Annotated in this window: 11 protein-coding genes; 6 read left to right on the forward strand and 5 right to left on the reverse strand. The window is 68.5% G+C overall.

Going from position 1 to position 14694, the window contains the following annotated elements:
* Window positions 1-10: 10 nt before the first annotated feature.
* Window positions 11-1144: a DUF1254 domain-containing protein gene (locus ACREPD_RS03615; RefSeq protein ID WP_431598026.1), complete on the forward strand. Its 1134-nt coding sequence runs from the start codon at window positions 11-13 to the stop codon at window positions 1142-1144.
* A 10-nt stretch (window positions 1145-1154) separates the two neighbouring features.
* On the opposite strand, the gene ACREPD_RS03620 is transcribed toward ACREPD_RS03615, so the two are convergent.
* On the reverse strand, window positions 1155-1415 hold the full coding sequence (locus tag ACREPD_RS03620) for a hypothetical protein (RefSeq protein ID WP_431598027.1): 261 nt from the start codon (window positions 1413-1415) through the stop codon (window positions 1155-1157).
* Between the two features lie 108 nt (window positions 1416-1523).
* Between ACREPD_RS03620 and ACREPD_RS03625 the strand changes: the two genes are divergently transcribed.
* From ACREPD_RS03625 to ACREPD_RS03635, 3 genes are all read left to right on the forward strand, one after another.
* The gene (locus ACREPD_RS03625; protein WP_431598028.1) at window positions 1524-3830 is read left to right on the forward strand and encodes a CocE/NonD family hydrolase; all 2307 of its coding nucleotides are present in this window, start codon (window positions 1524-1526) and stop codon (window positions 3828-3830) included.
* 113 nt (window positions 3831-3943) lie between these two features.
* The gene (locus ACREPD_RS03630) at window positions 3944-4420 is read left to right on the forward strand and encodes a hypothetical protein (protein ID WP_431598029.1); all 477 of its coding nucleotides are present in this window, start codon (window positions 3944-3946) and stop codon (window positions 4418-4420) included.
* Window positions 4421-4453: 33 nt separating this feature from the next.
* Window positions 4454-5089, forward strand: coding sequence for a M23 family metallopeptidase (locus ACREPD_RS03635; RefSeq protein ID WP_431598030.1), 636 nt, complete (start codon window positions 4454-4456; stop codon window positions 5087-5089).
* 13 nt (window positions 5090-5102) lie between these two features.
* Here ACREPD_RS03635 and ACREPD_RS03640 read toward each other — a convergent pair whose 3' ends face one another.
* Window positions 5103-5744: a DNA-3-methyladenine glycosylase gene (locus ACREPD_RS03640; RefSeq protein WP_431598031.1), complete on the reverse strand. Its 642-nt coding sequence runs from the start codon at window positions 5742-5744 to the stop codon at window positions 5103-5105.
* A 245-nt stretch (window positions 5745-5989) separates the two neighbouring features.
* Here ACREPD_RS03640 and ACREPD_RS03645 point away from each other — a divergent pair, with 245 nt between their 5' ends.
* Both ACREPD_RS03645 and ACREPD_RS03650 read left to right on the forward strand, forming a co-directional pair.
* A complete protein-coding gene (locus ACREPD_RS03645) occupies window positions 5990-8566 on the forward strand; it encodes a methyl-accepting chemotaxis protein (protein ID WP_431598032.1) in 2577 nt (858 codons plus the stop codon).
* 68 nt (window positions 8567-8634) lie between these two features.
* Complete coding sequence (locus tag ACREPD_RS03650) at window positions 8635-11271, forward strand: excinuclease ABC subunit A (RefSeq protein WP_431598033.1); 2637 nt, start codon at window positions 8635-8637, stop codon at window positions 11269-11271.
* 48 nt (window positions 11272-11319) lie between these two features.
* Here ACREPD_RS03650 and ACREPD_RS03655 read toward each other — a convergent pair whose 3' ends face one another.
* The 3 genes from ACREPD_RS03655 to cutA are packed head-to-tail and all read right to left on the reverse strand — an operon-like array spanning window position 11320 to window position 14611.
* The gene (locus ACREPD_RS03655) at window positions 11320-11913 is read right to left on the reverse strand and encodes a TlpA family protein disulfide reductase (RefSeq protein WP_431598034.1); all 594 of its coding nucleotides are present in this window, start codon (window positions 11911-11913) and stop codon (window positions 11320-11322) included.
* Window positions 11910-14273 (reverse strand): protein-disulfide reductase DsbD domain-containing protein, encoded by a 2364-nt coding sequence (locus ACREPD_RS03660; RefSeq protein WP_431598035.1) that lies wholly within the window; start codon window positions 14271-14273, stop codon window positions 11910-11912. The genes ACREPD_RS03655 and ACREPD_RS03660 overlap by 4 nt, the downstream gene beginning before the upstream one ends.
* Window positions 14273-14611 (reverse strand): divalent-cation tolerance protein CutA, encoded by a 339-nt coding sequence (cutA, locus tag ACREPD_RS03665; RefSeq protein WP_431598036.1) that lies wholly within the window; start codon window positions 14609-14611, stop codon window positions 14273-14275. Before cutA ends, ACREPD_RS03660 begins: the two co-directional genes overlap by 1 nt.
* Between the last annotated feature and the right edge of the window lie 83 nt (window positions 14612-14694).

The raw sequence follows: 14694 nt of genomic DNA on the forward strand, positions 1-14694 counted from the left end.
GATCACCGCCGTGAGTACTTCGATGCTGCGTGTTGTCCGTACTGCCCTGGTGTTGTTGACCGCCCTATCGGCGCTGACGGCCTGCCGTCGCGAACCCGAGGCGGCCCCTGCGCCCGCCGCGCAGCCGCCTGCGGCTGCCACCGCGCCGGCACCTGCTGCATCCCCCGCACCGGCAGCGCAGGTGCCCGAGCCCGGCAGCGTGCCGGTGACGGCCGACAATTTTCCGCGCGCGGAGAGTGATGTGTACTTCGCCTCCACGGTCAAGGACGGTGGCCTCGGGAAATTCGTGCATCGCCGCGAGCCTACGGCGATCGACAACCAGAGCGTCATCCGGATGAACCGCGACACGCTCTACTCTGCGGCGGTCTTCGATCTGGACGCTGGGCCGGTGACCATCACGCTGCCGGATGCAGGCAAGCGTTTCATGTCGATGCAGATCATCGATGAAGACCAGTACACCACGCAGGTCGCCTACAAGCCCGGCACCTACACCTTGAGCCGCGGCAAGGACGGAACCCGCTACGTCATCGCCGCCGTGCGCACCCTGGTCGACCCCGCCAACACCGAAGACGTCGCGCAGGTGCATGCGCTGCAGGATGCGATCAAGGTGCAGCAGGCATCCCCGGGCAGCTTCGACGTGCCGAAGTGGGATGCTGTCAGCCAGGGCAAGGTGCGCGAGGCCTTGCTGGCGCTGGCCGCGACCCTGCCCGACACCCGCCGCATGTTCGGCACCCGCGAAACGGTGGACCCCGTGCGCCGGTTGATCGGCTCGGCCTCGGCTTGGGGCGGCAACCCCGACGCCGACGCGATGTACCTCAACGTCACCCCGTCGAAGAACGACGGCAAGACGGTCTACCGCCTGCACGTCGCAGATGTGCCCGTGGATGGCTTCTGGTCGGTCAGTCTCTACAACGGCAAGGGCTACTACGAGAAGAACGCGCAGAACGCCTACACGCTCAACAACGTGACCGCGAAGAAGAATGACGACGGTTCGGTGGACATCCAGTTCGGTGGCTGCGACGGCCAGGTGCCGAACTGCCTGCCGATCATGGAAGGCTGGAATTACCTGGTGCGCCTGTACCGTCCACGGCCAGAGATACTGGACGGCCGATGGACCTTCCCCGAGGCGGTGCCGGTGTCGTAACGCGGGTAGGTCAGTGCGGCAGGTACTTGGCCAGCACCACGCAGGCCACCAGCAGGGCGATGACCACCATTCGGTAACCGTTGAGCGAGAGGAAGCCGAACAGCTGGACGTCCGGCGAGGCGAACTCGTGGTGGCAATAGGGGCAACGCACCTTGAGCGCGACGGTGCGCTTGGAGAACGGCGAGTAGAACGGCGAGACACCGCCACTCAACAGTGCCTTGCGGCCGTCAAACTGCGTCGCGCAGCGGGGACAGGTAGCAGTAGCGGACATGCACGGACCTTGGCTGGGTGAATGACGACGCCGGTTGCCACCCGAGTATGGCATGGCCCTTGGGCAGGGTAAGCTTCGATCCACCCATCGCCTGGCAAGGACTGCACCGTGGTTGCACCTGATCTGCATGCTGCCGTACGCCCGCAGCGGCGCCTGTTTTGGATGTTCCCGCTGGTACTTCTCCTGCTGCTGCCATTGGCCGGCATCGCGGCAGAGGGCGCATCGCTGCGCTGGTCGTTGCCTGCCGACGCCCCGCCGGCAACGCGTGACGCCGCCTTGGCGGCGCTGGCGGGCGAACTGCTGGACCCGCCGTCGGACAGCAGCCTGACCGATGTTCAGCGCAGCCAGCTGCTGCTGGTGGCGGGTCGCCCTGCGCAGGCCACCGCCGCCATCGAGCGCCTGCAGCAGTCGTTCCGAGATGCGGGCGACCCAGCACGGGCGCAGCGCTGGGTGCCGTACCTGCTGTATGCCCAGGCGCGCGCGGATACCGGGGACACTCTTGAAGTCGCCTACGCCCGCGCATTCCGCGCACAGTTCGCACGGCTCGACGATCTGGCGGCGCTGCAGACGCACTATTGGTTCGTGACGAATCTGGCGGGCGCGCAGGCCGAGCTGCGCGACGCGCTGGCCGCGCAGGCCGGAAAATCCAGTATCACGCGCGACGGGGCGCTGGAGGTGCTGCGCCAGGCCGCGTTCGTGCAGACCTACGCCTCTACCACGAACCTGGCACCGTCGTTGATCGAGGAAGACGAGGGGCGCCGTTTCGAGATCGACGATGACGTACGCATTCCCGCCGGGGACGGGGTGGTGCTCTCGGCGCATATGGTGCGCCAGCGTGGCGTGCGCGCTCCCCAGCCGGCGGCCATGATGTTCACCATCTACACCAACCCGCAGAAGAACCGCAGCCAGGCCGCGTTGGCTGCCGCACGGGGCTATGTCGGCGTGGTGGTGGACGCACGCGGCAAGCGCGACGGCACCGGGCAGGTGGCGCCCTATGAAACGGAGGGCGAGGACGCCAACGCGGCCATCGACTGGATCAGCCGCCAGCCCTGGAACGACGGCCAGGTGGTGATGTACGGCGGCAGCTATAGCGGCTTTGCCGCGTGGGCCGCCGCCAAGCACGCGCATCCCGCGCTCAAGGCCATCGCCCCCTACGTGGCGGCGATCCCGGGGCTGGGCCTGCCGATGGAGAACAACGTGTTCCTCTCGGCCAACTATGCTTGGCCGTTCTATGTGGCCAACACCCGCCTGCTCGACAACGATACGTACAACCAGCGCAGCCGCTGGGACGCGCTCACCGAAAACTGGTATCGATCCGGCCGCCCCTACCGACAGATCGACGCAGTGGATGGAACACCCAATCCTTGGCTGCAGCGCTGGCTGGCGCATCCAGATTACGACGCCTACTGGCAGGCGATGGTGCCCTATGGCGACGACTACGCGCGCATCACCATTCCCGTACTCTCCGTCACCGGTTACTACGACGACGGCCAGATCTCGGCGCTGGAATACTTCAAACAGCACACCCGCCGCGTGCCCGGCGCCGACCACCGCCTGCTGATCGGGCCGTACGATCACTTCGGATCACAGGCGTCGGTGAAGGCGATGGAGCTGCGCGGCTATGCCGTGGACCCGGTGGCACAGTTCGACACCCAGGGCATCACCTTCGAATGGTTCGATCATGTGCTGCGCGGCGCGCCGCTGCCTGCGCTGCTCTCGGACCGGGTCAACTACCAGTTGATGGGCGCCAACCGCTGGGAACACGCCCCCTCGCTGGACGCGGCGGCGGGCGCGTACCGCGCGTTCCACCTCACCAGCGCGCGCGACGGCGACCGCTACCGCCTGAGCGAACAGGTGCCGCACCAGCGCGATGCCATCAGCCAGACGGTGGATTTCGCGGATCGCAGCACCCAGCGCCATTCCTACTATCCCTATCCGATTATGCGCGACGGGGCGCCGACCGACGGAGGCCTGGCCTTCGTCAGCGACGCGTTTCCCGCGCCGGTCGACGTGGTCGGCAGCTTCTCCGGCGACCTCAAGATCCGCATCAACAAGCGCGACGTCGACCTGACGGTCACGCTGTACGAGCTGATGCAGGACGGGCGGGTGATGCAGCTGTCCTACTTCGTTGGCCGCGCCAGCTACGCCCGCGACATGACCCATCGTCAGCTTCTCACGCCGGGCCGCTGGACCACGCTGCCGCTGCAGCGCACGCGCATGACCGGGCGGCAACTGGCCGCCGGCAGCCGCCTGCTGGTGATCGTGGACGTGCTCAAGGACGCGCAGCACCAGGTCAACCACGGCACCGGCCGCGACGTGAGCGATGAGTCCGTGGCCGACGCCGGTGTGCCGCTGAAGATCGACTGGCACCCGGACAGCTTGCTGCGCATTCCGCTGCGGGAAGCGACCCCCTAGGCGGCGGTTTGCCAGCGCGCTATTGTCCGCCGTCCGGGGTTGGATGCCGGTAGTGTGCCTGCCGCCGGAAGCTGCGGGCATGTCCTCAGTGTGGGCGAAGCAGGCATGGAACGATGAAACAGAACATTACAGTCAGCCAATTCGCGGAGATGCTGAACCGGGTGCGCCCGCAGAACGCGGAGCCATTTGAGATCGCCATGCTCATCGCAGTCATCCTGCTTGCAGGCTGGCTCGGCAGCTTCTTCTATCCATCCCGCGACATGGCGATCAGTCAGCGCGGGGCCACGGCAAACCTGGTGGGAAGCGTGATCGGAAGTGGACTCTTCCTTTATCTGTGCGGTCACGTACTCAATGCGGGTTACATGTTGTGTCTTCTTCGTAGGAAGAGGAGCTGCGGTTCCGGCTTCTTTGATGTGCATGGGCGCTATCACGGCCAGCATGAAAGGCTTCTGTCCTGGGGGGCGAATCCGATTGGTTTCTGGATCTCGTTCGCCATCCTTGGACTCATCACCATATTTCTGGTCGCATGGTGTGTAAGGTCATGGCGGCACTACCGCGAAATGCAAGCGGACCGCGCTGCGCGTGCATAAGGCGTGCACTGATGGTGTGCGACCATCTTTGCCATGATGACGCTCCCCGACTCCGGTGAAGATTCCGTGCCGGCCACGCAGGCACGACGCCGTTCGCCGGCTCGAACGTTTCGTCGCTGGCTGGGTTGGCTTCTGATTCCTGCGGTGCTTGGCATCGCGGGGGTGGCACTCTGGAACAGTGACTGGCTGAAGGCACCGCGTGCGATGTGGGAACTGTCGCGCATGCCGCCGCCCACATCGCTGCCCGTGCCGGTGGAGGGAGTGGCGGCGCGGCGCATTGCCGATACCTTTGGCGCACCGCGCGGGCGCGACCGTACCCATGCCGGCGTGGATATCTTCGCCAAGCGGGGCACGCCCGTGGTCAGTGCCACGGCAGGCGTGGTGGTGGCGGTGCGGGATACCGGCCTGGGGGGGCGCCAGGTGTGGGTGGTGGGGCCGGCGCGCGAGCGCTATTACTACGCGCACCTGGAGGATTGGCGCGCCAATCTGGTGGAAGGCGAGGTGGTACAGGAAGGAACGGTGCTGGGGTACGTGGGCGACAGTGGTAACGCCGCCGGCACGCCGCCGCACCTGCATTGGGGCATCTATGGGGCCAACGGCGCGTACGATCCGTTGCCGCTGTTGCGGGCGCCGCGCACGACCAACGGTCGTGCGCTACCCGGTGGGTAACAACCGTTGGTCGTTACGCCTGTCGTCCCGACACCGGCCCAGATACATGCGCATGCCCGCGAACGTGCCAGCGCCACGGGAATTCCACCGCACGCCGGATGCCGATGCGCGGCCCGGCCACCGGGTCCGCCGGCGGTGGCAGGCCATCGGACACGATGCGGATGCCACGGTCGTTCTTCACCAGGTCGGCGCCATCGAATGCCTTGGTGATGCCCATCGCCTGGGACAAGCGCCCCGGACCGCTGGCCAGCTCGCGGTCGCGGCGGATCGCCGGGCGCGCAGCACGGATCAGATCCAAGCCGTCCACGGGTTCCAGCGCCCGCAACAGTACGCCCCAGCCCTGGCCGACCTCGCCGCACACCGCGTTGCTGCCCCAATGCATGCCATAGGTGAAATACACATACAGGTGACCGCACTCGCCAAACATGCTGGCGGTACGCGCGGTCATGCCGCGAAAGGAATGCGCCGCCGGGTCCTGGTCGCCCGCATAGGCTTCCACCTCCACGATCCGCCCCGCGCGCCCATCGTCGCGCACCAGCAGCTTGTTGAGCAGCTCCGGCGCCACTTCGGTGGGATGGCGGCGATAGAAGCCGCGCGGCAGCGTTCGCCAGCGCGAGGGCGGCAGCAGCTTGGGTGACGCATCGGTGCGGGTCATGGCGGGGTCCGGGACGGCTGCCTGCAGCATGCCTCCATTGCCGTCGTGATGGCATCAAGCCACCGCCGAGACCCGGCCGACGTCGCCATGCGGGGATTCCCAGCGCGCGCCGCCGTCATCGTGCGGTCGTCTGCGCGGGCTACAACGTGCGCAGTGGATGGCGCTGGGCAGCCGCCTGAAGAAGAGGTCCTAAAGTCTTCGAAAACGCGGCCGATACAGAGGCGTCATTCCGCCTGGAGTCCGTGATGTCGGCCGTCCCCCGCCGCCTGTTGCTGTCCTTCACCCGTCGCGGTGAGCCCCTTCCTGCCGTGCTTGCCGTGTCGCGCGGGCTGTCGGCGCTGCGCCGGCTCAGCGTGGCGCGCAAGCTGAAAATCAGCCTGGTGGCGTGTGCCGCTGGCCTGCTGCTGGTGGCCATCGTGTATGCGTGGACACGGTACAACAGCGAACGCGCCGCCGATACGTTCGCCACCCACCAGCAGGCCACCAGCCTGATGGCGGCGCTGGAAGTGCAGGTGGCCGACGCTCGCCGCCTGCAGACGCGTTACGCAGCCAGTTTCGATGATGCTGACCGCCAGGCACTGCAACAGGCCCGCCAGCGTCTGCAGGGCACGCTGAATGAGCTGCAGCGCGCCGCGGCCGGCAATGGCAGCGCGCCGGCGCTGAAGGCGCTGGCCGCTCGTATCGGCGAATTTGCCGATGGCATTACGGCGTTGAACGCACGTGTGGATGAGATGGGCCGAGGCGACGCGGGACTGCGCGCGCAGGTGGAGGAAGCAGCGGCCGCCATGGAAAGGGAACTGGCCGGTGTGCAGCGCTCTGCGCTGGACGCGCAGTGGCAGGCCATCCGCCGACAGGAGGCCCTGTTGCTGCTGACCGGCGATTCGGCGCATACCGACCGCGCCAGCGAGGCCAAGCTGCCGTTCGACCTGGCCGTCTCCGCGCCCGGCATGCCCGCCGACCGGCAGGAGGCACTGCGTGCCGCGATGGACGCGTATCAGGGTGCCCTGTTGGGCTACACCGCTGCCCGTGTCGGTCTGGATGTGGAGGCCCAGTCGCTGGCGGACACCGCCGACCAGATCGCCCCGAGCCTGGCACAGCTCCAGCAGACGCAGGCGGCGTCCCTAGAGGCGGCCCGCAGTCGCCTTCAGGGCCAGGCGCGGGCGATGACCGCACTGTTCGCGGTGACCCTGCTGCTGGTGGCCACGCTGCTCATCGCGACCCTGCTGCTCACCCTGCATGCGGTGAAGCGCCCGATCGCCGACACCCTGCGCTTTGCCGAGGACATCGCCGACGACCGGCTGGACACGACGCTGACCGTGTACAACCCGCATGACGAGTTCGGTCAGCTGGCGCAGCGCCTGCAGCACATGCAGGAGCGCCTGCGCAGCCGGATCGAGGCCGAGCGTGCCGCCGCGCGTGACAACACCCGTGCCCGCCAGGCACTGGACTGCGCGCAGACCGGGCTGATGGTGCTGGAACCGGACGGGCGCATCGGCTTCCTCAACCAGGCGCTGTGCACGGCGCTGGACTGCACCCCCGAGCGGTGGCGCGGCCAACCCGCGCAGGCGCTGCACGGGGTGTTTGCCGTCGGCGTGGCGCAGCTGCAGCGTGGCCACGGCAGCACGCACGAGATCGAACAGGGGGGGATCCGCTACCAGCTGGTGCTCAACCCGATCCTCGACCACGACCAGTTGCTGGGTGCAGCGGTGGAGTGGCGCAGCCGCGCGCTGGAGACCACGGTGGAAACCGAAGTGGCCGCGCTGGTGGATGCGGCCGCACACGGGGCGCTGGATGCGCGCATCGCCGTACATGACAAGCAGGGCTTCGTGCTCACGCTGGCGGTGAGCATCAACCGCCTGCTGGATACGTTCCAGGGCAATCTCGCCGGCCTGCAGGCGCTGCTCTCGGGCCTCGCCCACGGCGATCTTGGCGTCCGCATGCAGGGTGAGTTCCAGGGCGTGTTCGCGCAGATGCGCGACGATGCCAATGCCAGCGTGCAGCAGCTGACCGACATCGTGGCCCGCATCCAGCAGACCACCGGGGCGATCAATGGCGCGGCAGGCGAGATCGTCGCCGGCAACCGCGACCTGGCCGAGCGCACCGAGCGCCAGGCGGCACACCTGGAGGAAACCGCGTCGTCGATGGAAGAGCTCACCGCCACCGTACGCCAGAACGCGGAGTCGGCCCAGCAGGCCAACCAGTTGGCGGTAGACGCGGCCGGGATTGCGGCGCAGGGCGGCACCTCGGTCGCGCAGGTGGTCACCACCATGCATGACATTGCGGCCTCTTCGCGGCGCATCGGTGACATCACCGGGGTGATCGATGGGATCGCCTTCCAGACCAACATCCTGGCGCTCAATGCGGCGGTGGAGGCGGCGCGTGCGGGCGAGCAGGGCAGGAGCTTCGCGGTGGTGGCAAGCGAGGTGCGCCTGCTGGCCCAGCGCAGCGCCGATGCTGCGCGCCAGATCAAGACGCTGATCGAAACGTCGGTGGAGAAGGTCAACGCCGGTACCCGCCAGGTCGATGAGGCCGGCGCGACCATGGGCCGCATCGTCAGCAGCGTTGAACAGGTCACCGCGATCACGGCGAGCATCTCGGCGGCGTCCCAGCAACAGAGCGAGGGCATCGAGCAGGTCGGCAAGACGCTGCTGCAGATGGACGGCAGCACGCAGCAGAATGCGGCGATGGTGGAAGAAGCCTCGGCCTCGGCGCAGGCCATGCAGCGCCAGGCGGCGCTGTTGTCCGAAGCGGTGGCGGCCTTCGTACTGGCGCGGCCCGCGACCGCGACCGCGGTGCGTGGGGTGAGGGCGGCGGTGGCGTGAGGCGTGTGTGAGCGCCATGTCCATGGGTGCCTGCAAACGGCAGGCGCCCCCGGAGGTATCCTGCGTGGATGAAGACCCGTCCCAAATCCCCTTCGCGCACGCGCGCCGATGATGCCTTCGTCCGTGTGCGCGGCGCACGCGAACACAACCTCAAGAACGTCGATGTGGATATTCCGCGCGACGCGCTGGTGGTGTTCTCCGGCATCTCCGGTTCCGGAAAATCCTCGCTGGCGTTCGGCACGCTCTACGCCGAGGCGCAGCGGCGCTATCTGGAATCGCTGTCGCCGTACGCGCGGCGCCTGATCGACCAGGTGGGCGTGCCGGACGTGGATGCCATCGAGGGCCTGCCGCCGGCCGTGGCACTGCAGCAGCAGCGCGGTACGGCCAGCGTGCGCTCCAGCGTGGGCAGCGTGACCACGCTGTCCAGCCTGCTGCGCATGCTGTACTCGCGCGCCGGCACGTATCCGGCGAAACAGCCGATGCTGTACGCCGAGGATTTTTCGCCGAACACGCCGCAGGGCGCCTGCCCGAACTGCCATGGTCTGGGCCATGTGTACGAGGTGACCGAGCAGTCGATGGTGCCCGACCCGTCGCTGAGCATCCGCGAGCGCGCCATCGCGGCGTGGCCGCCGGCCTGGCACGGGCAGAACCAGCGCGACATCCTGGTCACGCTGGGCTACGACGTGGATGTGCCGTGGCGCGACCTGCCAAAGAAGCAGCGCGACTGGATCCTGTTCACCGAAGAGCAGCCGGTGGCGCCGGTGTATGCGGGCTTCACCCCGGCCGAAACCCGCGCCGCGCTGCGCCGCAAGGAAGAACCCAGTTACATGGGCACCTTCAGCGGTGCGCGGCGCTATGTGCTGCATACCTTCGCCACTACGCAGAGCGCCATGATGAAGAAGCGCGTGGCGCGCTTCATGGTGGGCACGGTGTGCCCGGTCTGCGATGGCAAGCGGCTCAAGCGCGCCTCACTGGCGGTGACGTTCGCCGGGCTGGATATCGGCGCGCTGTCGCAGCTGTCGCTGGCGGCGATGGCCGAGGCGCTGCGCCCGGCTGCGGAAGGCCGTTTCGAGGCACCGGCCGCACGCGCCACGCGCAGCCGCGCCGCCGGCCGCAAGGCCGACCAGCAGCGCGTGGCGGACGGTGGGCATGCGCACGCCGGCAGCAGCGACGTGCGCCGCACGCCGGATCTGTCGGAGGAGAAGCGCATCGCGGCCCAGCGCATCGCCCATGACCTGGTGGAGCGCATCGGCACGCTGCAGGCCCTGGGGCTGGGCTACCTGTCGATGGACCGGGCCACGCCCACGCTTTCCCCTGGCGAGTTGCAGCGCCTGCGCCTGGCCACCCAGATCCGTTCCAGCCTGTTCGGCGTGGTGTACGTGCTCGACGAACCCACCGCAGGCCTGCACCCGGCCGACGGTGAGGCGCTGTACCACGCGCTGGACCAGCTCAAGGCCGGCGGCAACACGCTGTTCGTGGTCGAGCACGACCTGGAGATGCTGCGCCGTGCCGACTGGCTGGTGGATGTGGGGCCGGGCGCGGGGCAGCACGGCGGGCAGGTGCTGTACAGCGGCCCGCCGGACGGGCTGCGCGGCATCAAAGCGTCGGCCACGGCTGCCTATCTGTTCGCCGATGCCAGCGTTGCGCGGCGCACCCCGCGCACGCCATCGGGCTGGCTGGAGCTGCGCGCGATCCACCGCAACAACCTGCACGGGCTGGATGCGCGCTTCCCGCTCGGTGCGTTCTGTGCGGTCACGGGCGTGTCCGGCTCGGGCAAATCCAGCCTGGTGAGCCAGGCGCTGGTGGAGCTGGTGGGCGAACACCTCGGCCACGAACCGGTCGTTGCCGAGGCCGACGACGAACTGCCGCAGCCGAGCCGCATCGAGCGCACGCGCGGCCGGCTGCATGCCGGGCACACCGCGATCCGGCGGCTGGTGAATGTGGACCAGAAGCCGATCGGCCGCACGCCGCGCTCCAACCTGGCCACCTACACCGGCCTGTTCGACCACGTGCGCAAGCTGTTCGCGGGCACCCGCATGGCCAAGGCGCGGCGCTACAGCGCCAGCCGCTTCTCCTTCAACGTTGCCCAGGGCCGCTGCGAAACCTGCGAGGGCGAAGGCTTCGTGCACGTCGAGCTGCTGTTCATGCCCAGCGTCTACGCGCCGTGTCCCACCTGCCACGGGCAGCGCTACAACGCCAAGACGCTGGAGGTGGAATGGAACGGCCGCACCATCGCCCAGGTGCTGGCGATGACGGTGGACGAGGCGCTGGCGTTCTTCGCCGATGAAGTGGTGGTGCAGCGTCCGTTGCAGCTGCTGCGCGACATCGGCCTGGGCTACCTGCGGCTGGGCCAGCCCGCCACCGAGTTGTCGGGTGGCGAAGCACAGCGCATCAAACTGGCCACGGAGCTGCAGCGCAGCCAGCAGGGCAACAGCCTGTATGTCCTTGACGAGCCGACCACCGGCCTGCATCCGGCCGATGTGGACAAGCTGATGGCGCAGCTGCACGGTCTGGTGGAGGCGGGTAATACGGTGGTGGTGGTGGAGCACGACCTGCGCACCGTGGCCGATGCGGACTGGGTGATCGATGTGGGTCCGGGCGCCGGCGAAGAAGGCGGCCAGATCGTGGCGGCGGGAACACCGGAGCAGGTGAGCCGCGCGAAGGCGGGGAAGACGGCTGGATATCTGCGGCGGTTTTTCGCGTGATCCCCGGCGCCCGTACCCACCAACGGTGGGCACCTACCGGATCGGCACCTACCGGGTAGGTGCCGACCGTTGGTCGGTACTGCCCACCCACCGTTCGATTTCCCCGGGCGCGAACGGCCCCAGCTTCTGCTTGATGATCTTTCCGTCCGCACCCACCAGCACCGTATACGGCAACAGCCCCTGCCCATTGCCCAGGCGAACGCTGGCATCGTCGGGCGCCGGCTGTTCGATCACGATCGGGTACTTCACCGGTACGCGATCAAGGAAGTCGCGCACGCCGTCCGGTGTATCGATGGCCAACCCGACCACCTGCACGCCGTCAGCCGGCTGCGCAGCGGCGAATGCGGCCAGCATCGGCATCTCTTCCACGCACGGGCCGCACCAGCTGGCCCACACGTTGATCAGCAGCGGGCGGCCGCCGAAGCCGGCGAAATCCACCGGCGTGCCGTCCACGTCCGGCAAGATGATCGCCGGCATCGCATCGCCCGGCTTGGCCGGTACCGCCGCCGGGCGGTCCACGGCAGGAAAGCGGGTTTCCTGCGGCGTCTTGGCGACGTAGTACACGCCCGTGCCCAGCCCCAGCACGGCGGCCAGGGCCACCACCCCAATCATCCCGAAGGTGCGGGGCGGCGGCGTGCTCATCGCGCGGTACGCAGCAGCGCTTCTTCCACCAGTGCCTGGGTCAGCACGGTGGGCAGCACGGTGGGCGGCGCGCCCGGGCCGTACACCACGTACAGCGGCACGCCAACCGCCTTGTGCTCTTCCAGGAACGCGGTGATTTCCGGGTCCACGTTGGTGTAGTCACCGCGCATGTACACCGCGTTGGTACGGCGCAGGGTGTCCTGGAAGGCGTCCGTGCCCAGCACCGCGCGCTCGTTGGCCTTGCAGGTCACGCACCAGTCGGCGGTCATGTTGACGAACACCACGCGGTTGTCCTGGCGCAGGCGGTCCAGCATCTGTGGCGAATAGGCCACCACGTTGTCGGTCGTGCTGCGTGCGGCCTTGGCCGGCGCGTCGATGCGGGTGACGCCCCACACCGGCACCAGCGCGGCAACGAGCAGCAGGCTGGCCAGCAGCGCACCGACGCGATGGCTGCGCCAGCGGCTGCGTTCGAACCACCACAGCGCCAGGCCCAGCACCACCAGCCCGGCCAGCACCAGCGCCATGGCATCCACGCCGCGCTGCTTGCCCAGCACCCACAGCAGCCACAACGCGGTGGCGTACATCGGGAAGGCCAGCACCTGCTTCAGCGTTTCCATCCAGGCGCCCGGGCGCGGCAGCCGCTTGGCCAGCGAGGGCACGAAGCCGATCAGCAGGAACGGCAGCGCCAGACCCAGGCCCAATACCAGGAACACCAGCATGGCCGGCAGCGCCGGTGCGGTGAACGCATACGCCAGCGGCGCGCCCATGAACGGTGCCACGCAGGGGCTGGCGACCACGCAGGCGAGCACGCCGGTGAAGAAATCGCCGACCGGGCCGCTGCGCGACGCCAGCGACTGGCCTACGCCGCCCAGGCTGCCGCCCAGGGTGAACACGCCCGACAGGCTCAGGCCCACGGTGAACATCAGGTAGACCAGCGCGGCGATGAACCACGGGTGCTGCAGCTGGAACCCCCAGCCGGCGGCCTGGCCTGCCGCACGCAGGGTCAGCACCAACGCGCCGATCGCCGCGAAGGCCACCAGCACGCCGGCGGTGTACCAGAGGGCGTGGCTGCGCGCGCGCTGCCGGCTTTCGCCGCTCTGCGCCACACCCAGCACCTTCAACGACAGGATCGGGAGCACGCAGGGCATCAGATTAAGGATCAGGCCACCGGCCAGCGCCAGCATCAAGGCCGTGAGCAGCGTGATCGTGCTGGCACTGCTGCCCGGCGGACGCGTGCGCTGCGCGTTGTCGGCACTGGCATCGGGTCGCGCGGTTTCCGCGCTGGTCGGTGCCGGTTCGTTCGGGCGGATCAGCATCGGCTGCGAAGCAGTGCCGGTGGCGTCGCGAGGCTGCGCGCGCTTATCGCGCGACACCAGCGGCGCGATCACCTCGCTGCGGCGCGCGACGTCCTCGGCGCTGGCGTTGACCTTGCCGGCCGGCAGCGCCAGCTTCACGCGACGGGTCATCGGCGGGTAGCAGATGCCGTCGGTCTGGCAGCCCTGGAAGGTGATGACCAGAGTGGCCTCGGCCGCGTCGGGCACGCTGCGACGCAGCGGCAGCTTGACGTCGACCTGGTCGAAAAACACCGACACATCGCCGAAGTGTTCGTCGCGGTGCGACTTGGCCGCCGGCCAGAGCGGCTTGTCCGCGCGGATGCCGGGGGCGCCTTCCAGCTTCAGCGAGGTGCGGTCGCGATACAGGTAGTAGCCCGGCGCCGGGCTGAAACGCAGCAGCACGGTGTTGCCATCGCCCACGATCGCATCGAAGCCGAATGCGCGCTCGGACGGCAGCGGCAGTGTCTGGACGTTGGCCGTACCCGGCAGGCGCAGGCCACCGCCGGCGTCGCCACCGGCCAGCGGGTTGTTGAACGGCGAGACTGCCGCGCCGCCGAACGCCGGGGCCACCGCGCTGTCGCCGCGGGCGCTGCCGCCGGGAAGCTTGACCTGCACGGTGCGCTTCTGCGGCGGGTAGCACACGCCGGCATCGGCGCAGCCCTGGTAGCGCACTTCCAGCGTGACCGTGCCTACGTCATCGGCTGCCTTGCCCGGCAGCACGGCGGTCAGCCGGTCGCGGTAGGTTTCCACTTCGCCGAAGAAATCGTCGTGGTGCTTCTTGCCGGCCGGCATCTGCAGCGCCTCGGCGCTGAAGCCCGCATCGGCCTTGACCGTGGTGCGGTGGCGGTAGAGGTAATAGCCGGGCGCGATCTTCCAGCTGACCTCGATGCGGTCGCGGTCGCGCGCCTGTGCGCTCAGCCCGAAGGCCTCGTCCACCGGCAGCAGGTCTTTCTCGCTGACGGCCAGTGCCGGCAGGGACACCACGAACAGCGCGCACAGCGCGCCAATACGGCGAAGCAGCGTCATCAATCAGTTTCCTCTCGGGTCTGTGCCCGAATCCAATCCAGGTACGCCGGCAGGCCGGCGCGGGTTTCGACCGCGATGCACTCGGGGAGTTCATACGGATGCAGCACCTGCACGCGCGCGATGGCGGCGTCGAGGCGGCTGCCGGTGGTCTTGATCAGCAGTTGGACCTCATGGTCCTCGGTGACCTCGCCGTGCCAGCGATAGGTCGAATGCGCGCCGTCCAGCCGCGTCACGCAGGCGGCAAGGCGTTCTTCCACCAGCGCATGGGCCAGCCGCGCGGCGGTGGCCGCGTCGGGGCAGGTGGTGAGAAGAATGAATACGGGATCGGCAGTCGACATGACCGCCGAGTATAGAGATCGCAGCCTGCCGATGCCGGCCGGTCCCGGAAGGGAACCGGCCGACACGGGTCAGACGCGGTAGC

The organism is Stenotrophomonas sp. (assembly GCF_050737075.1).
Lineage (GTDB): Bacteria > Pseudomonadota > Gammaproteobacteria > Xanthomonadales > Xanthomonadaceae > Stenotrophomonas.